The following is an 18,791-nucleotide window of genomic DNA, read 5'->3' as shown; positions in this document are numbered from 1 at the left end:
AACTTACAGAGTATAGCTCAACTTGTAACTTGAAACAAATAAAGAGGCTTTGGGCCTCTTTATTTAAAAATATCAATCAGTGATGTGAGGTTGCTGGTAAAGAGTTTAACGGAAATGGCAAGGAGAATGATACCCAAGAATTTACGTAATATATAAACCCCACCTTTCCCGAATACCTTTTCGACCAGCGATACATTTTTCAGTACGAAATAGACGACAATAATGTTTAGCGTCAAGGCGATAATAATGTTGATGATGTGATATTCCGCCCGTAAAGCTAACAAGGTGGTTAATGTTCCGGCTCCCACGATCAAGGGAAATACTAACGGTACGATGGATGCCGTTCCTGACGGACCGTCATTTTTGAAAATAGGGATTCCGAAGATCATTTCTACTGCCAGCACGAAGATCACGAGAGAACCGGCCACGGCAAACGAGGAAATGTCCACGCTGAACAAGTTGAGCAGGCCATCCCCGACGAAGAGGAATGCCACGAGAAGAATATATGATGCCAAAGCGGCTTTTATGGCACTAATTGTGTGTCCTTTATTTTGAATATCATTAATGATAGGCACGGCTCCCGTGATGTCAATTACTGCAAACAGGACCATGAATGCACTTGCAAGTTCTTGTATATTAATGTCTGAAAAACTCATATCAAAAAGATTGGTTTATTCTTGATTAAAGGTTATTTTTGCCTACAAAGATACAGAAACAAGAGGTGTTATCAAAATGAATCAAAATAGAAAAGTTATGGCGTATACGAAACTAATTGTCGAGAAACAGGATAATATTTGCACGGTTAAAATTAATAACCCGGAGGCGTTGAATGCTTTGAATTCGACGATTTTGAAAGAATTGGATGCTGCCTTCACGGCTATTGGAGAGGATGACAGTGTTGATGTTGTCATTCTGACGGGTGAAGGACGTTCGTTCGTGGCAGGAGCGGATATATCCCAGATGAGTACGTTGAATGCGGTGGAGGGGAAAGCGTTTGGAGAGTTGGGAGCGGCTGTTTTCCGCAAAATCGAATTGTTGAACAAGGTGGTTATTGCCGGTGTAAATGGTTTCGCGCTAGGGGGCGGATGTGAGTTAGCCATGGCTTGTGACATCCGTATCGCTTCGGTGAAAGCTAAATTCGGGCAACCGGAAGTAGGTTTGGGGATCACCCCGGGATTCTCCGGTACGCAACGGTTACCGCGTATAGTGGGATTGGGTAAGGCAAAAGAACTGATCTACACGGCAGACGTGATTGTAGCCGAGGAGGCCTATCGTATCGGGTTGGTGAACAAGGTGGTGGAACCGGAAGCGCTGATGGATGAATGTATGGCCATGGCGAAGAAGATCGCGGCAAAAGCTCCGCTGGCTGTGCGTTATGCTAAAGAGGCGATTAACCGGGGAGTGGAGACAGATATTGACACGGGTATTTCGGTTGAAAGTGATTTGTTCGGGTTGTGCTTTTCAACCGAGGATCAGAAAGAAGGAATGCAGGCATTTCTAGGCAAAAGAGGAGCGGAATTCAAGAAAAGATAAAAGCTGAAAAGCTGGCGTTTGTACGATAATAGAGAATTTGATATTATATATTTGAAGGTTTTAAATTAAGAGGAAATGAAAATTTGCGTTGTAGGTACAGGTACGATGGGTAATGGTATTGCCCAAACCTTTGCTCAAGCCGGGCATGACGTGTTGTTAAAAGGTCGTTCAGAGGCATCTTTAGGTAAAGCTCACAAGGCTATCGAGAAGAGCCTTTCCAAGTTGGTAGAAAAAGGCAAGATGGAAGCTGCCGAGAAGGAGGCTATCAATGCCCGCATCAAGGACACTATGGCATACGAAGATTGTAAAGATGCCGATTTGGTGATCGAGGTGGTTGCCGAGGATATGGCAACCAAGAACGAGATATTCAAAACGTTGGATGCGATCTGCAAGCCGGAAGCTATCCTGGCCACGAATACTTCTTCGCTTTCTATCACGGAAATTGCTGCCGCAACCAGCCGCCCGGAGAAAGTGATCGGTATGCACTTCTTTAACCCGGTGCCGATGATGAAATTGGTTGAGGTGATTAAAGGGCAGTTGACTTCTCAGGAGGTTCACGACAAGGTGATGGCAATCGCTGCAGAAGTGGGTAAAACCCCGGTAAGCGTGAACGAGGCTCCCGGTTTCGTGGTAAATAGAATCCTGATCCCGATGGTAAACGAGGGTATTGGAATTTACGCTGACGGTGTTGCTACCAAGGAAGAGATTGACGAGGCCATGAAATTAGGGGCTAACCACCCGATGGGACCTTTGGCATTGGGAGACTTGATCGGTTTGGACGTGTGTCTGGCTATCATGGAAGTGCTGTATAATGAATTCGGTGATTCCAAGTATCGCCCTCACCCGTTATTACGGAAGATGGTTCGTGCCAACTTGTTGGGACGTAAGACCGGAATCGGTTTCTATGATTACAGGAAATAAGGTGTAATAATTTATAGGAAGATGTATTAAAACTCGTTTTGATACATCTTCATACGAAGGCTTGTTTTACTTCATCACCTTGATAGCCTTCCATATATCAGAATATGATGTCCCGCTTCTGCCTAGTACTTCTGCTCGTTGCATAGCATGATCCATTTTGTTGTCTTTAATTAGTTCGGCAACCCACTTTTGATGCTTGAGAAAATTTTCCTTTTTGTCGAACTGGACAATGTATCTGCGCAAGGAACTGATTGCGTCACGAGAGGTGGCAAGGTGACGATTGGTCTTTTCGTAGTGAAGTAAAAACCAATATTCAATAGAGGGCATACTACATGCAAGCGTTACACGGGAATTATTATCGTATTTACAATGCAATTCCTTTATACGTTTTCCTTCTACTTGATCCCATCGCATGACATCTTCATCGAAGAAGCATATTACTTCTGCGTCATCATTAAGTCCCTCCTCGATGAGTTTGTTTATCTCCCCCATGGATTCATTACCAAATAGACGAGGGTATAGCTCAAACTTCAAGTCAAGTAGTGGCTTGAGGTGCTTTAAATACCAAAATTCAGTAAGTCCTGCTCCAACCACACGTTTCTGTAGTTGCCGAGTTTGTCGAGAATTAATCTTGCGTGCCATAAGTATTAAATATTTGGAAGTGCGCCAAATTGACCTTTACGATAGGCACGTTCAATCTTTGAAATCTTGTTCAATCCCTTGAATTCCACGAGAGAATACAAATCGGTAGCACCCGACTTGTCTTTTTCCACAAACCAGATATTATCCTTGCGGACAAGATCATCAATGGTATTAAGCAAGCCAGGATAATGTGTGGTTATGAGCATTTGACTCTCGTTACTATTCATGATATATTCTTGAAGAATAAACTCAATTAAATTTGGATGTAACGAAGATTCTATCTCATCTAGTATCAGGACTGAGTTATTTTTGATTGCCTCGTAGATAGCTGCTTCAATGTCCATTACACGTGTTGTACCATCGCTCTCTTGACGAGTGGATAACTCGTAAGTTTCCAGACCGCGTTCATTTTCTACCGTGTGTTCAAAACCTAAGACATGTTCTTTATAAGTTTCTGGAGTAAGTAATTCTTTCTTTTTATCTTCGGGTAAAGAATCTTGTATCTGTAGATATTTATGAAAATAAGGAGGTAACGGCTTTTCTTCAGTCTTTTCACTCAATCCAGTAATATTGAAGTCTGCCTGATGAAGGAAACGAAGTAAGTGCTCTTTAAAATTTACATCTTCTCTTACCTTTCTCTTGCTATATTTCTCCATGTTTGTAAATGGCCCCACCATAGGCATGAATCTGTTGCGAATCCATTGACGGACACCATCCACGTGTTCCATTTTCATATTCACGTGACCACGAGCTGCAAAAAATGACTTGTTCGGAAGGCAGTTTAGAGTGAGGGCTTTCTGTTCTTCCTGATCAATCTTCTGCACTGCAGGATTGAATGACAATACAGATTGCTCATCTTCCAATACTCGTTCAAACACTTTGATTGGCTGAACAGTCTTATAATATGACAATTTTTCGTGTATAACCAATTTTGTTGTAGCTGTAAGTTGATACCAATAGCGTATTCCGTTAACCCAAAATTTTATACTATATTCAGATGGCAGATTTGGCGTTTCCTTATCAAGTAAAAACGGTTCAAAACCTGTCGGTTCATCCATACTCTGTGGGTCAAACACCATAAAATCGCGAAGTGCGGAGATTGCATAAAGTAAATTACTTTTTCCGCCTGCGTTAGGACCGTAAACGATCCCGAGTTTAAGCAATCTTGTGCCATTAGGCATTGTCACCACGTGTTGAGTTTCAAATGTGGTATCAGGGGTTGCTTCGAAACTGAATGTCGTTTCTTTTTTAAAGGATAATACATTCTTGAATATAATTTCTTCTATCATGTCATGAGAAATTTGTTGTAACGATGTAAAGATAATGTTTTGATATGAATTGAAAAAATAAAAAGACAGAAATTCATTAGTCTTTATCTGATTTTAGAGTGGAATATGCTGATTTGTGAAATAAAATAGTCGTAATCGACTTCTTTATGGTGTTTTTAGGTTCAATATGCATTAAACTCTGACAATTTGTACTTTGCCGACCAACCAACTAATCGTTGTTTTTCGGTCTTTAATCGTTGAAAACTCTTTCTAAAGTGGTCGAATTCGACCACTTTAATTGGGATTATGGATAACTTCCCATGTGCTAAGGAATTCGATTATATAACGGTTTCTTGTTCAATGAACTGTTTACTGCGATGAAAAGTAGAATTTTCTGTAATATTTTATTGTCCTAGTTGTATTATTTGGCGTTTTTGCGGGTGAGAATCGTCTGCTGATGGACGGGATTTGAAGTTGTTAAAATTGAATGTTAGCCCGATCCAGTAAGCATGGGTGGCTTCTTTGCTGTAATTTGCCAGACGATAGGTGTCCGTGTTTGAACGGGCTTGCCATTCGGACGTGTCGAAGACGTCGGAAACGGAGAAACTGACTTGAAGGCGGTTGTTAAAGAAACCTTGTTTGATTGCCAGATCGAGATAGTAATTCTCTTCAATTTTGAATTGTGGAACCTTTGTTGGTGATTGATAGGAGAAGAGGGCTTGAAATTCGGTATGTTTTTTAGAATTTAAGTTTAATTCCAAGTTGCCCGACCAAGAGAAATCGTCAACATGAAGGTTTATTCCTTGATATTTCCCGTTGGCATGAGCGTGGACGAGGGATATGGAAGGTGTGATTGTCATCCATGAGGTGGGAGATCCGGATAGATTAATGTCCAAGCCGACCTTGTTTTCCATGCTACCATTCGTGTAAGATAGGGTTAACGTGTTGTCTTCCGAAAATAACGTGACAGGAGTGATAAACCTTTCGGTGGAATTGAAATAAAGATTCCCGTTCAGCTGGATCTTTTCCCCGTGTAGAAGATAATTGATTTCGGCCCGGCTCGTGATTTCGGGGCGTAATAGTGGGTTACCTTGCTCGAATGTTTGGTGGTCGATCGGGTTTGTAAATGGGTTTAGTTGGGTGTAATCCGGGTGTGCGGCCTTTCTAGTAAAATGAAAGGCCAGTTCTTGCTGATCAGAAGGCGTGTATTGGAGTGTTAGGTGTGGGTAAAAGTAGAATCGATCAAAATTATGTTTGTCCGTGTTTTCCATGAGCTTGGTGCGGGTGATATCGTAATCGGCGAGTATCCCTATTTTATAGTGCCAAAATTCTCCTTGTTGTTGGGAGTAGGAGAGATGCGCCGTGTATATGTATTCATGGTGGTTGAGGCCGTCGTTAAGGGGCAAATTCGATAACCAATTATTAAGGTTTTCTTCCGTGTCGTGAAGATTGTATCGGGTTTTATTCCATCTGGAAAAAAATTGAATTCCGGTTTCGAGTTGGCCTTGATTTTCGAATGTATAGAGGTAATCCATTTGCAGGCGGACGAATTCCGGTTTCTCGTTTCCGGTGGTGGTATAGGTGAGGAGATCATCGATTTGATACGTGCTTGGACGGGAGTCTTTCGTGTGGGAGAAGATCCCGTTTAGCGATAGTTCGTGTTTGTTTGTTTCGTAGATGTGTTTGTAGAATAAGGAACCTTCAATTGTTTTCCGGCTGAATGCTATTCGATGGTGTAGGTCATATTCTTTTGTTTGCGTGCGATTATTTATATCCCGGTTTGTCGTGATCTTGGGGAATTGTAGTTTGAGATTCCATAGGAAAAGGTTACGAGAAGAAGGGCGCATATCTAATAGGATAGCTACGGAATGGCTTAAATGGTGTTGTTCTGTCTCTAATAGTTGAGATGTTTTTGCCGAAAAAGAGCGAAATAACTCACTGCTGATTTCGATGCGATCCGAGTGTCCGGAATAATCTAGGAATAGATCCCAGTTCTTTTGTGTATATCCTAGGTTTACGTTTCCCGTGAAATTGTTCGTGAAATCATAGTTGAGGGAAACTGAACCGCTCCATGGGTTCTTGGTCTTTTTCTCGTTTTCTTGGGCGTAAATGTCGGCATTCGTGCAAAAGGTAAGAAGGCTGAAGAGTATTTGTGTGATGCGCTTTTTCATATATCTACATGGTTGTTTTATATGTTTGACAAGGGATATATGTGAAAACTTGCGCTTGCTGGGGCGTTTTAAGATTTTTTGTAATTTGTGGTTTCTGGAGAGAAACTCACGAGAAGTAATGGAGATGCTAGGGTGATAATCCCACTTTTTCGATGATGTCTCGAAGCTTAGTCGAAGCTTATTCATTTGGCAATGTATGAGCTACGTGTAAGTTTCGAATGAACTCTGAATGAGGGAGATTATTTGGGTTAGATTACTTCTTTATTTGGGTTGGTTTAGGGTGAGGATGGGTACTATGTTGAATTCGATTTTATGAATAGCGTGGTAAGACATCGTGATGAATATAATTTGGGTTTATATGATTTGAAATAATGACTGTAGAGCTTGATTTGAGAATGATTTAGATGTCTTAAAACGATCGTTTAATGCGCTGCAAATATACATCAATTTTAGATATCACCATCTATTTGTCAATTTTTTTTGGATTCTTGTAATTAGATATTTACACTTTTAGGTTATCAATTTAACAGATCTGCTTTATTAATATCATAAAACGATCGTTTTTTTATAGGAAATGATGTTTATGCAGACAGCTTCTATGCGTTATTGCTGTTTAAGTATAGCGTACAGAACACATGGCAATAAATCAGGACTCGTGGTAGGGTTAGTGCGCGAAGCGTATCCGGTCGGGTCGTAATCTTCGAAATTGCCAGTATAAACACGAGCTTTTGTTAAAAAACAATCAATGATAACGACTGATAAATTAAACTGGTATGCCGCCTATACCCGTGTAAATCAAGAATTGGTCATTAAAAAGAAATTAGACGAATTAGGAGTAGAAAATTACCTGCCGCAGGAAGAGCGGGTACGCGAAACTCCACTTGGTCGGAAAAAGATCCGGGTTATCCTGATTCACGGGATGATCTTTATCCGGACAGATAAAGCGACTAGTTTTTCTTTACTGAACGATCATCTGTTGAATATTGTTTACTTGAAAGACCGTGAAGGACGTCGTTCATTGATTATTCCGGATAAACAGATGGAAGATTTCATGTTTTTATTGGATTTTTCTACCGATGGAGTGGAAGTGCTTAATAAGGATCTGAAAAGAGGTGATCGTGTACGAGTGATCAAGGGACCTTTGCTGGGCTTGGAAGGGGAGCTGGTACGCTTGAAAGGACATAAGCGGGTTGTCATTCGATTGGATGGTGTGGCGTCTATTGCCACGTCTTATATACCAAGTTCGTTTCTAGAAAAAATAGAGTAATAGAAATCAATGGAAAAGAATTTATTTCGGGAAGTGTACAAGCAGGTGTGTGGATTGGCGTTGAAGGATTGTCCCCCCTCGTCCTTGTCTGGACTTTTGCATGGTTACTTGTCGGTTTATTCGATGGTACGTGTGTATCCATGGTTAGAAGACGAGTATGGCAGTCTTTGGGATATTCATGATCGAATACGAGAGATTGCTAGAGTGATTCAGGAATTGTTGAAGGATAAAGATATTCCAGTAGATACTCGTGCGGGGTATGCTGTAGATTTGATGGATGCTTACCTGTTGTATTCGGATATGAAATTCTTGGATGTGGCGTTAGATACTGCTTATGAGATTCTTATTCCTAAAGGGGGTGATAAGATCGTGCTGCCTTGTCATACACCGAATGTTTGTCGGTTGCTCTGTAATTGCTATTATTTTACAGGGGAAGAAGAATATGGTTTATTGGTGGGAAATCTTGTGACGGAGATTTTAGGATTAAGTCGTATAACAAGTCTAGAGGAATTGGTTGATTGGTGGAATGCGATAGGTCTTTACGAAAGTGTTGTAGGGGAAATGGACCTTCCTGTTGAAGAACAAAGACGTATGACGAAAGAGCGTGTACGTTGGGCTGTTCGAGTACAACAGTGGGAAGATGGAATAACAAAATGTGTTTTTGGGACATCAAGCGATATTTCTCAATCATTGGTAAACCTATTTTATGTTTTAGCAAAACGAAAGTTTACTGAATACAATTCATTGTACGGAAAATGAATATAGAGATTTTGTGTTCAAGTTTAGATTGAGAAATCATTATTTTGCTTCCCTATTTTGAGTCTTGGGTTTCAAGGTGTTTTATGGTATATGTGGATAGTCAAAGGATATCTTTACGGTATCGTAAATTAATATGAAACTTTTGGAGGAAATACTACTATTTGAAGAGTAATTCGCTTGTATATAAAATATTACTTGCTCAATAAATAATTGTAACATGTTTAAAAATAAAGTATTGATGATTACCGGAGGAACTGGTTCTTTTGGTAATGCTGTTTTGAAACATTTTTTAAATTCTGATTTGAGAGAGATTCGTATTTTTTCTCGGGATGAGAAAAAACAAGAGGATATGCGGATTGAATTGAAGAATGATAAATTGAACTTTATAATAGGTAATGTTCGGGATTTTGATAGTATAAATAATGCAATGAGAGGGGTGGATTATGTGTTTCACGCAGCAGCATTAAAGCAAGTACCGTCTTGTGAATTTTATCCGATGCAGGCTATTTGTACAAATTTGTATGGTGCGGAAAACGTTTTGGAGGCAGCGGCGAGAAATAACGTGAAAAAGGTAGTCGTGTTAAGTACGGATAAAGCTGCCTATCCAATTAACGCCATGGGGATGACAAAGGCGTTAATGGAAAAGTTAGCTATTTCTAAAGCACGTGATCAGCGAGTTCAAGATAACGGAGGTGTTATTTGTGCCACGCGTTATGGTAATGTGATGTGTTCCCGAGGTTCGATAATTCCATTGTTTATCAAACAAATTAAAGAAAGAGTTCCAATGACGGTGACTGTACCGGAAATGACTCGTTTTATGATGTCTTTAGATGATGCGGTGAATCTAGTTTTGTATGCTTTTGCACATGCGGAACCGGGAGATCTTTTTGTTCAAAAAGCTCCGGCTGCTACAATTGGTGATCTAGCAATTGCGGTAAGGGAATTATTTCAAGCGGATAACGAGATAAAAATGATAGGGGCACGTCATAGTGAGAAAATGTATGAGACGTTGTGTACGAAAGAGGAAATGTCCAAAGCTATAGACTTGGATGGTTTTTACCGTGTCCCGGCAGATTTTCGGGATTTGAATTACACAAAATACGTACAAAAGGATGGTCCGAAACTAATTCATGATGAGTATAATTCGGAAAATACTCATCGGTTGTCTATCGAGGAGTTAAAACAACTATTATTAACTCTTGATTATGTGCAGGAAGAATTAAAAACTTATAGAAAATAAGCATGATACCATTAGTTAAACCGTTTATCCCGGCTAGAGAAGTGTTGATGCCAGAATTGGAAAAGATCCTTTATAGTGGTTATATAGCCGAAGGGGAAGCCGTGTATCAATTTGAAGATAAATTCCGAGAATATTTAAAAAATCCGTTAAGCTTAGCTTTACATTCAGGAACAGATGCTCTTCATTTAGCTTTAATCTTGGCAGGAGTGAAATCCGGAGATGAGGTGATCAGTACTCCAATGACAGCCGAACCGACAAATACTTCGATTGCGATGGTTGGGGGAAAGGTCGTTTGGGGAGATGTTGATCCTCGCAATGGGTTGTTAGATCCGTATGACGTGGAAAAGATGATATCTGAAAGAACAAAAGCGATCGTGCTAGTTCATTACGCCGGAATGGTGTGTGATATGAACGAGTTTTATCGTATTTCTCAAAAGTATGATCTTCCTATTATTGAAGATGCGGCCCATGCATTAGGTAGTAAATATAGAGGACGAATGACTGGATGTAATTCTCCTTATACTGTTTTTTCATTGCAAGCAATCAAGCATATGACAACGGTTGATGGTGGTTTTTTATGCTTGCAGAATGTAGAGGAATTTGATAGGGCAAGAAGATTACGATGGTTTGGGTTAGATAAAAAACGTTCTCGTTTGGAGAATGATATCACGGAAGTGGGGTTCAAATACGCCATGAATAACGTGAATGCGACAATCGGTAATGTACAAATGCGTTATTTGGAAGATGTTATTAATCGTTATATTGTAAACGGGAAATATTATGATCGGGTACTAGCGGGAGTGGATGGTGTGCAATTAGTACAATATTCTCCTGATACGGAAGCTTCTTATTGGTTATACACGATGAAAGTAAAAGATCGAGAGAATTTTATCAAAATGATGGAAGCCAATGGTGTGATGGCTTCTCCTTTGCATCATCGTAGTGACACGCACAGTATATTTCAAACATCGAAAAGAAATTTACCGAATATGGATAAATGGTACAAGGAGTTCGTTCATATTCCTTGCGGTTGGTGGGTTGGTGACGAAGAAAGAGAAAGAATAGTGGAAACAATAAAGAAAGGTTGGTAATGATACCACTTTATAAGCCTTATATGTCAAAGAACTTGCCGGAGCTGGAATCTATTCTACATTCCGGTGCGTTGTCCTATGGAAGGTGGGGAAAATCATTCGAGAATAAGTTACGGGATTTTATAGGAATAGAGAACCTGTTAACCACGAATAGTTATGCTTCTGCAATTCAAGTGGCTCTAACGGTATTGGGATTACATTCGGAAGATGAAGTGATAACCTCACCAATGAGTTGCTTAGCTTCGAATCAACCTTTACAAACATTTGGGTTGAAAATCGTGTGGGCAGATATAGATCCGTTAACGGGAACTCTGGATCCGGAAAGTGTGCGTCAGAAAATAACAGATAAAACTCGTTTGATTTTCCATAATCATTTTTGTGGTTACGTGGGGTATGTTGATGAAGTTAACATGATTGGTATGGAACATGGAATTCCTGTAATAGATGATTGTGTAGAGGCTTTTGGTAGTAAATATAAAGGGAATTATACTGGAAATTTAGGAACAGACGTGACTATTTTTTCTTTTCAAACAGTTCGTTTACCCAATACAATAGACGGAGGGGCGATTGTGTTTAAAGACTCAGACCTTTATAAGAAAGCGTTATTGACCCGTGATTTTGGAATTCGAAGGGATATTTTTCGAGATGAAAATAATGAAATTTCTGCTAAATGTGATATTTCCCTTTCTGGTTATGGGGCGACAATGAGTGATATAAATAGTTATATCGGTTGCTGTCAAATGGACGAAATTATGATGTTATTAGAGAGTCAGCAGAGAAATGCAAAAAAATGGGATGTTATTATAGAGCAAACGTATCCAAGATTTTATAGGTTGAATCAAAGGGACCAGATACAACCTAATTATTGGGTATATGGTTTTTTGTGTGATCGTAAAATTGAGGTAATGCTTGACTTTCGAAAACAAGGTTATTACGCTTCTGGAGTCCACTTAAATAACAATTGTTATTCTGTATTTGGAAATACGGAAAAATTATGTGGCGTGAATGATTTTATGAAAAAATTTGTGGCCATTCCTTGTGGTTGGTGGTTAAATTTGAATTTATAATGAAAAAGCATTCAATTCAAATATCAGAAATATCAGAAATGTTAGGAATCCCTTTTATTGGGGCGAATGTTTACATTGAAGGTTTAAACCTTTGTAATAGAGAGTCACGATATAATTCTATATTGTCATATATTGCATCGACTAGATGTTTGGGATTATTGAAAAATAATGAATCGGTAAAAGCTTTATTTGTTTCTAGTGATGTATATGATGAATTAAAAATGGGTGGTTTATTTCAGATTCCGACATTGTTTATTGTAGAAAATCCGGAAGTTTCGTTCTATTATTTGCATCATTTGTTGCATAAAACAATCTTTTATGAGAAATATGATTTTAAGTCGGAAATAGGGAATGATTGTTCTATACATAAAACAGCAGTAATTGAGGATGGTGTGATTTTGGGAGATGGGGTTCAGATTGGAGCAAATAGTGTGATAAAAAAGGGGACTATTATTGGAAATAAAACTGTTGTTGGGTGTTGTTCTGTTATTGGTAGCGAAGGATTTCAATTGATATATGATGAGCAACATATACCTTTTACTGTAACTCATGTTGGAGGAACTGTAATTGGTAAAAATGTATTTATTGGAGATAACTGTACAATATGTAATTCTTTATTTGAAGGATATGTTACAATAGGGGATAATACAAAGATTGATAATCAAGTGCATGTGGGGCATAATTGTGTGATTGGGAAAAATGTAGTGATTACAGGAAACTCTCTATTAATGGGGTCTGTTGAAATAAAAGATAATGTATGGATTAGTCCTTGTTCTACAATTTCTAATAAATGTATTATTTCTAATAATGCTTTCGTTGGAAGTAATTCATTGGTTGTGAATAATGTTAGAGAAGATATGCGAGTGTGTGGGAATCCTGCAATACCTGTAAATGAATATTTTAGAATTTTGATTAATCAGAAAAAAAATATAAAAAGAAAAAAATGAAAGATAAATTGTTGTTGATAATAAATCAAATTAGATTAAATAATAATTTGAATGTATTAAATGTTATTTCAGAAACAGATGATTTACGTGGTGATATTGGTTTTAATTCTTTTGATTTGGCTGAATTAACTGTTCGTATAGAAAATGAATTTGATATTGATATTTTTGAGGACGGTATTGTAGCTACTGTTGGTGATATTTTAAATAAATTGAAATGATACTCAAAATACTGTGTGGATATAGTATCTAAAATTGAATCGCACATTGCTAATGGAAAGGTGTAAAATTGATGAAAGAAGAATCATATAAAAATATCTTTAAAACAACTTTTCTTTTTGGATTCGTACAGGTTTTTAATATTCTTATAAAAGTTATCACGAATAAAATTGTTGCAGTATTGCTTGGTGCAGAGGGGATGGGGATTGTGGGTATATATAATAATACTCTGGAATTTATAAAATCTGGAACTAGTTTAGGAATTTCTCAAAGTGCAGTGAGAGATATATCAGAAGCAAATGCAAAAGATGATGATAAACGTTTCTCTTCGACAATTTCTGTAACGAATCGAGTTATAATAATTACAGGTTTGTTGGGAGGAATTGTAACACTTCTGTTGTCCCCTTGGTTAAGTGAGTGGACATTGGGAAACCGAGATTATACGTTTGCTTTTATGCTTCTTTCTATAGTCGTTGTAGCGAGAATTTTAACTGATGGACAACTTGCAATTTTGAAAGGAATGAGGCAGTTAAGATATTTGGCAAAAGCAAGTATGTTGGGGGCCGTGGCTGGTCTTGTCGTAGGGGGGCCGATGTATTATTTGTATGGATTGCAAGGTGTTGTGCCGTCATTGATTACTTGTGCTTTAGTGGCATTGTTTTTCTCTAATTATTATGTAAGAAAGATTCGTTACGAGCATGTTGTTTTGACAATAAATGAAGTTATAACGAATGCTTCATCCATGATAAAAATGGGAATAGCATTGGTTTTTGCTTCTTTTCTTGCAAATATAGTAGCTCTTACTATATCGGCATACATGAGGGCACATGGAGGATTGCAAGATGTCGGATTTTATAATGCAGGACTTATGATTTTAAATGGTTATTTTGGCATTATTATTACTGCTCTTACTACGGATTATTATCCTCGGATTGCTGCTATTAATAATGATAATATTTTATTACAAAAAGAATTAAATAAGCAAGCTTCAGTTAGTCTTGTACTTTGTTGTCCTTTAGTTGTCTTTTTTCTTTTTTTGTTACCATTCTTTGTCCAAATTTTGTATTCAAAAGAGTTTATGCCTACAGTAGAGTTTATTCGAGTGGCTATTTGGGGAACATTGGTAACTATTTGTTCTAATCAAGTGGATATGATTCTTGTCGCAAAATTTAAAATGAAATTGTTCACAATTATAGCTATTTTATATCGTGTATTGCAGTTAGGGGTTAGTCTTGTTTTTTATCAATCTTATGGCTTGTTGGGAATGGGTATTTCTATGACTGTATTGGGTGTTATTCATATGTTGATTATGACAACTGTAGTTTATCAACTATATAAAATCCATTTTGACCGTTTATTTGTAAAGATTGTTATTGTTGTATCGGGATTAGCCATCAGCGCAATGGTCGTTTGTATGTTAGGTAATTTTATATTGAAATATTCAATAGGAAGTTTATTGGTGATTTTATCTTGTATGTTTTCTTTATATGTGTCTAATAAATATTTCGGGATAAATTTGTTGTTGTACTTGAAAAATAAAATTTGAATATGAGTGTTGAAAATGCAATGAAAGAGAATCCTCTTTTAAGTTTAGTTGTCCCGACGAAGGATCGGTATTATTATTTGAAATTTTTAATAGCGTTAGTTGATAGTTTTAGATTTAATGATTTCGAGATGATAATACAAGATAACACATATGACAACACTGAAATATTGAAATATTTAGAGGTATGTCAATATGATTTTGTGAAATATTACTATACTAAAGAACAAATATCTGTTAAGGAAAATTCTGATTTAGCTATTTTGCATTCCTCTGGAGAATATGTTTGTTTTATAGGTGATGATGATGGAGTTAGTCGGCATATATTAAAAGTAGTCAAGTATATGAGAAAGAATGGAATTGAGTCATTAACTACAATAAATTCTAAATATGTGTGGCCGGATGTACATGGATATATTTGGGATTTTTCTGGTTCATTATATTTAGATTCTTTTTCTAATAAGGTGGAAAATATAAATTGTAGTAAAGAACGAAGTAAAATTCTCAAAAGAGCTTGTTGGTCATATGTTAATAGTAAAATGCCGCGTGTATATCAAGGTATTGTAAGAAGAAGTGTGTTAAATAAAGTATATGGTGAAGCTGGTTCTTTTTTCCCAGGTCCAAGTCCTGATATTGCTAATTCAATGGCAATTAGCTTTTATATCACGAAACATGTTTATTGTAATTTACCTATAATAATATCCGGTTCATGTCATAGTAGTGCATGTGGAAAAGGAGCGAAACATGCTCATATTGGAGAGTTGAAAGATCAAAATTTTTTGGGAAAGAATGTCGAAAAGGAATGGGATAAACGTGTTCCAAAATATTGGACGGGAAGTTCTGTTTATGCAGAGTCTACGATAAAAGCTCTTGAAAAAATGAATAGAAAAGAGGAAATTAAACATTTCAATTTTAGTTATTTATATACATTGATGTATATTCGATATCCTTCCATACGAACTCTTGTTCGCGAGAAGATGTTATTTAAAGATTATCTTTTATTTCCTTTTGAATTTGTGGATATTATGGGTTTTAGATTTAGGTGTTTTGTGAAGAATTTTTTTAACCTAAAATTCGCAAAACATTTACATTTAAAGGTGAATGATATTGAGGAATGTGAGAGTATATTGAATAAAGAAATTTTGTTGAAATGTAAATGTTATGGTGACATTGAAATATTGTAATAGAGAATATATTGATAACGAAGAGTATATTTCTTTTTTGAAAAATGCTTTTGGAAATGAAAAAATGGATGTTCGTTATCAAAGAATGAAATGGTATTTTCAAAATTATGATTTTCATTTATTGTTAGCCTTTGATGGACAAAAGGTCGTAGGACAGTCATGTGCTCTGAAAGATATTATGTATTTAAGAAATAATTGTGATGAAATGTATTGGAGTGTTGATACCTATGTTTTAAAGGAAATGAGGGGACAAAAAATAGGTTTTTTACTGCAGAAAAAACTTCATGATGATTTTAATTCTTTTTCTTCAGCTTCCTATTCTCGCCCTAATGGAAATATCAAGATGAAGTTAGGTGAAAAGGTATTGTTAAGCTATAATGTACATTTCTATCCTATAAATATTTTTTTCTCTGTAATAAACGAATATGTTTGTAAGAAAATTTTTAAATGCAAATTAAATTTGACCAAGTTTGTTCCCAATCATAAGTTGTACTTTTATCTAAATAGAATTAATATAAATGGATTAGAATGTTCTTATAATATGGATTTGGCGAATATTAAAGGGCTTGAGTCTTTTATTGAAACAGCATTGTCTCGGTTTGAATGGCATTGTAATAAAAGTTTGTATCAACTAAGAACTAAATATTTGCATAACCCATCAATTAAAGTGAATAATTTAGTATTGAGAAAAGCGGGGAAATTGGTGGCTATGTGTATTTTTTCTGATGTTTATAAAAGAAATTTTTTACAATCAGAGTTGTATTATTGTAAAATATTAGAAATGTTTGTTATAGATCGTGATAAAAGGATATCTAAGAGTGTAATGTCATTAATTATAAATTATTTTTCTACTAAAGGAGTTCGTTTAGATGGAATAACTTCAATTAATGCGATGACGTATTGGCCCTCTATAAAGTATAAATGGGATTTGTTAAGTTCTTTTAGCGGTCAAAAGATTGATTCATTTTATTTGTCTTATGGTGATCAAGATATGGAACAAATGCTATAGTTGAAAAAGATGAAAATAATTATTAATGCTGATGATTTCGGTTATTCAAAAGCTGTAAATGAGGCAATTGATTTATGTATGGTGCAAGGATTGATTTCTTCAACAACCTTAATGGCGAATATGCCTTTTGCAAGTGAGGCTGTAAACCGAGCGTGCTTGAATAAATACGAAGAATGTATAGGAGCGCATATTACATTAACAGAAGGTAAAGCTTTATCTCGTTCAATTCTAAATTGTAATAGGTTAGTTGATAAAGATGGTTTTTTCCAGATTAAAAGGAATTCTCTGTTTTGGTTCACAAAATCAGAACGAAATGCGATAAAAGAAGAAATAGATGCACAAATTTCATGGTTGAAGTCTAAAGGACTGCGAATTTCTCATGTAGACTCTCATCATCATATTCATACTGAATTTTTAGTGTTGATACTGTTGTGTAAAGTGTGTAAAAAATATGGTATAACGAAAATAAGACTTCCATTATATTATAAGTCTAATAATATATTAATTAAAATATATAAATATTGTATTAAATTCTACGTGTTTTTCAACGGTTTTAAAACTGTGGATTATTTTGTAGATAAAAGTATGTTGAGTCATTTTGAGGGAAAGAATGTTGTTCTAGAGTTAATGGTTCATCCAATTATAAATGGTAATAGAATTATTGACTCTGTAACGAGTGAGTCTATAGAGGGAATAAATTTTGGTCATTTATTTTTTTATGATGAATTATAATGTATTTAAGTTATTTATGCTTATATTTAATCTTAATTTGTCATAATTTTGATAAAGATGGTAAATCCTACTTACGTTTTCTCTTGGTTTGACTTATTCCCATATTTTTTCTTAACGTTATTGATTTTGGTTTTATCAAAATTTAAATTTCGATATATTAACAATACATATTGTATTTATTTTGTATTACTGATTTTTGCTTGTTTGAGGTATGGTATTGGTTATGATTACTATAATTATAAAAAAGTAGTTTTAGGAGAAATGCCTGATTTCGTTTTTGATAAAATGGAACCTCTAGCTAAATTGTTTGTGAATGTTGCTTCTACGATACACTACCAAGTATTTTTTATTCTATTTGCATTAGTAACATTATATCCTTTGTATATTAGTGTAGTAAAGAAGTCGATTAACCCTTCTTTCTCTTTGATGTTATATTTTTTGTTCCCAATATTTTATCTTGAGTCTTTGAGTATTGTGAGGAATGCTGCGGCTTATAGCCTTGTTTTATTAGCATTTGTTTTTTTTCTTGAGCATAAGAGAGTTAAATATTTCTTATTGATGACTCTTGCGATATGTTTACATAAATCAGCATTTGTTGGATTTCTATTGTTGCCTATTTGTTATTTCCAATTCGGCAGAAAAGTGAATTTTGTAATTTATCTGTTATCATTTTTTCTATCCGCATGGATGTTATTTTTTCTTACGACTAAGGTTGATTCATTATCTATTTTGAAAAGTGTTTCTAATTATGCGTTAAATGGAGCTGTAGGAGCAGGGAATACAATGATGATCATAATTAATTTATTAGGAATTTTAAATTTCATATTTTGGAAAAAGTTGGAAATTGTAAATAGAGATGGTAAATTGTTATTAAACATTGTGAATTGTGGTGTTGTTTTATGGAATTTGTTTGCTTTTGAGGGGACATTGCGTTTAAGGTTATCTTCTTATTTTTTAATTTTTTCTATTATTTTATTACCAAATTATTTTTATTTGTGGGGAAAGAAATATTATCAACTCTCTCGACAGGTTGTTACGTCTTTTTTTATCATACTGTTTATTGCCTCTTTTTACATTAATATTAGTAATTATATCAAAAGAAATGATAGGATGTCGTATTTTCCATATCAAACAATATTTTATTATAAAGATTATATGAATTATTTATATTGATTCTTTACATGTTGTATTTGGAAATATA

Annotated in this window: 18 protein-coding genes; 14 read left to right on the top strand and 4 right to left on the bottom strand. The window is 35.8% G+C overall.

The window, feature by feature from the left end; genetic code table 11:
• Window positions 1-59: 59 nt before the first annotated feature.
• Window positions 60-656, bottom strand: a complete 597-nt coding sequence (locus R8806_RS11465; protein ID WP_124317029.1) for a MarC family protein — start codon at window positions 654-656, stop codon at window positions 60-62.
• A gap of 97 nt (window positions 657-753) precedes the next feature.
• On the opposite strand from R8806_RS11465, the gene R8806_RS11460 reads away from it, so the two are divergent.
• Together R8806_RS11460 and R8806_RS11455 are read left to right on the top strand one after the other, a co-directional pair.
• Window positions 754-1,533: a short-chain-enoyl-CoA hydratase gene (locus tag R8806_RS11460; RefSeq protein WP_124317028.1), complete on the top strand. Its 780-nt coding sequence runs from the start codon at window positions 754-756 to the stop codon at window positions 1,531-1,533.
• A 75-nt stretch (window positions 1,534-1,608) separates the two neighbouring features.
• Window positions 1,609-2,454 carry a 3-hydroxybutyryl-CoA dehydrogenase gene (locus R8806_RS11455; RefSeq protein ID WP_124317027.1) on the top strand — a complete coding sequence of 282 codons (846 nt, stop codon included), beginning with the start codon at window positions 1,609-1,611 and terminating at the stop codon, window positions 2,452-2,454.
• Window positions 2,455-2,520: 66 nt separating this feature from the next.
• Here R8806_RS11455 and R8806_RS11450 read toward each other — a convergent pair whose 3' ends face one another.
• From R8806_RS11450 to R8806_RS11440, 3 genes are all read right to left on the bottom strand, one after another.
• Entirely contained in the window at window positions 2,521-3,096 is a 576-nt protein-coding gene (locus R8806_RS11450) for an RloB domain-containing protein (protein WP_124317026.1), read from the bottom strand.
• Window positions 3,097-3,101: 5 nt separating this feature from the next.
• Window positions 3,102-4,385: an AAA family ATPase gene (locus tag R8806_RS11445; RefSeq protein WP_151411483.1), complete on the bottom strand. Its 1,284-nt coding sequence runs from the start codon at window positions 4,383-4,385 to the stop codon at window positions 3,102-3,104.
• Between the two features lie 383 nt (window positions 4,386-4,768).
• Window positions 4,769-6,535 carry an outer membrane beta-barrel family protein gene (locus R8806_RS11440; RefSeq protein WP_164720054.1) on the bottom strand — a complete coding sequence of 589 codons (1,767 nt, stop codon included), beginning with the start codon at window positions 6,533-6,535 and terminating at the stop codon, window positions 4,769-4,771.
• A 745-nt stretch (window positions 6,536-7,280) separates the two neighbouring features.
• Here R8806_RS11440 and R8806_RS11435 point away from each other — a divergent pair.
• From R8806_RS11435 to R8806_RS11380, 12 genes are all read left to right on the top strand, one after another.
• Window positions 7,281-7,802, top strand: coding sequence for a UpxY family transcription antiterminator (locus R8806_RS11435; protein ID WP_124318385.1), 522 nt, complete (start codon window positions 7,281-7,283; stop codon window positions 7,800-7,802).
• A gap of 9 nt (window positions 7,803-7,811) precedes the next feature.
• Complete coding sequence (locus R8806_RS11430) at window positions 7,812-8,561, top strand: hypothetical protein (protein ID WP_124318384.1); 750 nt, start codon at window positions 7,812-7,814, stop codon at window positions 8,559-8,561.
• Between the two features lie 217 nt (window positions 8,562-8,778).
• Window positions 8,779-9,801, top strand: coding sequence for a polysaccharide biosynthesis protein (locus tag R8806_RS11425; protein WP_124318150.1), 1,023 nt, complete (start codon window positions 8,779-8,781; stop codon window positions 9,799-9,801).
• Window positions 9,802-9,803: 2 nt separating this feature from the next.
• The gene (locus R8806_RS11420; protein ID WP_124318151.1) at window positions 9,804-10,892 is read left to right on the top strand and encodes a DegT/DnrJ/EryC1/StrS family aminotransferase; all 1,089 of its coding nucleotides are present in this window, start codon (window positions 9,804-9,806) and stop codon (window positions 10,890-10,892) included.
• A 23-nt stretch (window positions 10,893-10,915) separates the two neighbouring features.
• Window positions 10,916-11,959 carry an aminotransferase class V-fold PLP-dependent enzyme gene (locus R8806_RS11415; protein WP_229783029.1) on the top strand — a complete coding sequence of 348 codons (1,044 nt, stop codon included), beginning with the start codon at window positions 10,916-10,918 and terminating at the stop codon, window positions 11,957-11,959.
• Window positions 11,959-12,906 (top strand): DapH/DapD/GlmU-related protein, encoded by a 948-nt coding sequence (locus R8806_RS11410; protein WP_151411484.1) that lies wholly within the window; start codon window positions 11,959-11,961, stop codon window positions 12,904-12,906. The genes R8806_RS11415 and R8806_RS11410 overlap by 1 nt, the downstream gene beginning before the upstream one ends.
• A complete protein-coding gene (locus R8806_RS11405; RefSeq protein ID WP_124318283.1) occupies window positions 12,903-13,124 on the top strand; it encodes a phosphopantetheine-binding protein in 222 nt (73 codons plus the stop codon). The genes R8806_RS11410 and R8806_RS11405 overlap by 4 nt, the downstream gene beginning before the upstream one ends.
• Window positions 13,125-13,195: 71 nt before the next feature.
• A complete protein-coding gene (locus tag R8806_RS11400; RefSeq protein ID WP_317715681.1) occupies window positions 13,196-14,668 on the top strand; it encodes an oligosaccharide flippase family protein in 1,473 nt (490 codons plus the stop codon).
• Window positions 14,669-14,670: 2 nt separating this feature from the next.
• The gene (locus tag R8806_RS11395; RefSeq protein ID WP_151411486.1) at window positions 14,671-15,849 is read left to right on the top strand and encodes a glycosyltransferase; all 1,179 of its coding nucleotides are present in this window, start codon (window positions 14,671-14,673) and stop codon (window positions 15,847-15,849) included.
• Window positions 15,827-16,858 (top strand): hypothetical protein, encoded by a 1,032-nt coding sequence (locus R8806_RS11390; RefSeq protein ID WP_151411487.1) that lies wholly within the window; start codon window positions 15,827-15,829, stop codon window positions 16,856-16,858. The genes R8806_RS11395 and R8806_RS11390 overlap by 23 nt, the downstream gene beginning before the upstream one ends.
• Before the next feature lie 9 nt (window positions 16,859-16,867).
• Entirely contained in the window at window positions 16,868-17,590 is a 723-nt protein-coding gene (locus R8806_RS11385) for a carbohydrate deacetylase (protein WP_124318452.1), read from the top strand.
• 57 nt (window positions 17,591-17,647) lie between these two features.
• Window positions 17,648-18,763 (top strand): EpsG family protein, encoded by a 1,116-nt coding sequence (locus R8806_RS11380; RefSeq protein WP_151411488.1) that lies wholly within the window; start codon window positions 17,648-17,650, stop codon window positions 18,761-18,763.
• Window positions 18,764-18,791: the final 28 nt, after the last annotated feature.

This window comes from Butyricimonas faecihominis, assembly GCF_033096445.1.
Taxonomy (GTDB): Bacteria; Bacteroidota; Bacteroidia; order Bacteroidales; family Marinifilaceae; genus Butyricimonas; species Butyricimonas faecihominis.
The sequence above is the reverse complement of the archived record's forward strand: the minus strand, read 5'-3'. Positions and strand labels throughout refer to the sequence as shown.

Excerpts from the sequence above, each read along its gene's own strand:
- R8806_RS11465 (WP_124317029.1), bottom strand. The coding sequence starts at position 656 with ATGAGTTTTTCAGACATTAATATACAAGAACTTGCAAGTGCATTCATG.
- R8806_RS11380 (WP_151411488.1), top strand. The coding sequence starts at position 17,648 with ATGGTAAATCCTACTTACGTTTTCTCTTGGTTTGACTTATTCCCATAT.
- R8806_RS11420 (WP_124318151.1), top strand. The coding sequence starts at position 9,804 with ATGATACCATTAGTTAAACCGTTTATCCCGGCTAGAGAAGTGTTGATG.
- R8806_RS11455 (WP_124317027.1), top strand. The coding sequence starts at position 1,609 with ATGAAAATTTGCGTTGTAGGTACAGGTACGATGGGTAATGGTATTGCC.
- R8806_RS11425 (WP_124318150.1), top strand. The coding sequence starts at position 8,779 with ATGTTTAAAAATAAAGTATTGATGATTACCGGAGGAACTGGTTCTTTT.
- R8806_RS11410 (WP_151411484.1), top strand. The coding sequence starts at position 11,959 with ATGAAAAAGCATTCAATTCAAATATCAGAAATATCAGAAATGTTAGGA.
- R8806_RS11400 (WP_317715681.1), top strand. The coding sequence starts at position 13,196 with ATGAAAGAAGAATCATATAAAAATATCTTTAAAACAACTTTTCTTTTT.
- R8806_RS11390 (WP_151411487.1), top strand. The coding sequence starts at position 15,827 with ATGGTGACATTGAAATATTGTAATAGAGAATATATTGATAACGAAGAG.
- R8806_RS11415 (WP_229783029.1), top strand. The coding sequence starts at position 10,916 with ATGTCAAAGAACTTGCCGGAGCTGGAATCTATTCTACATTCCGGTGCG.
- R8806_RS11460 (WP_124317028.1), top strand. The coding sequence starts at position 754 with ATGGCGTATACGAAACTAATTGTCGAGAAACAGGATAATATTTGCACG.
- R8806_RS11395 (WP_151411486.1), top strand. The coding sequence starts at position 14,671 with ATGAGTGTTGAAAATGCAATGAAAGAGAATCCTCTTTTAAGTTTAGTT.
- R8806_RS11445 (WP_151411483.1), bottom strand. The coding sequence starts at position 4,385 with ATGATAGAAGAAATTATATTCAAGAATGTATTATCCTTTAAAAAAGAA.
- R8806_RS11405 (WP_124318283.1), top strand. The coding sequence starts at position 12,903 with ATGAAAGATAAATTGTTGTTGATAATAAATCAAATTAGATTAAATAAT.
- R8806_RS11435 (WP_124318385.1), top strand. The coding sequence starts at position 7,281 with ATGATAACGACTGATAAATTAAACTGGTATGCCGCCTATACCCGTGTA.
- R8806_RS11450 (WP_124317026.1), bottom strand. The coding sequence starts at position 3,096 with ATGGCACGCAAGATTAATTCTCGACAAACTCGGCAACTACAGAAACGT.
- R8806_RS11385 (WP_124318452.1), top strand. The coding sequence starts at position 16,868 with ATGAAAATAATTATTAATGCTGATGATTTCGGTTATTCAAAAGCTGTA.
- R8806_RS11430 (WP_124318384.1), top strand. The coding sequence starts at position 7,812 with ATGGAAAAGAATTTATTTCGGGAAGTGTACAAGCAGGTGTGTGGATTG.
- R8806_RS11440 (WP_164720054.1), bottom strand. The coding sequence starts at position 6,535 with ATGAAAAAGCGCATCACACAAATACTCTTCAGCCTTCTTACCTTTTGC.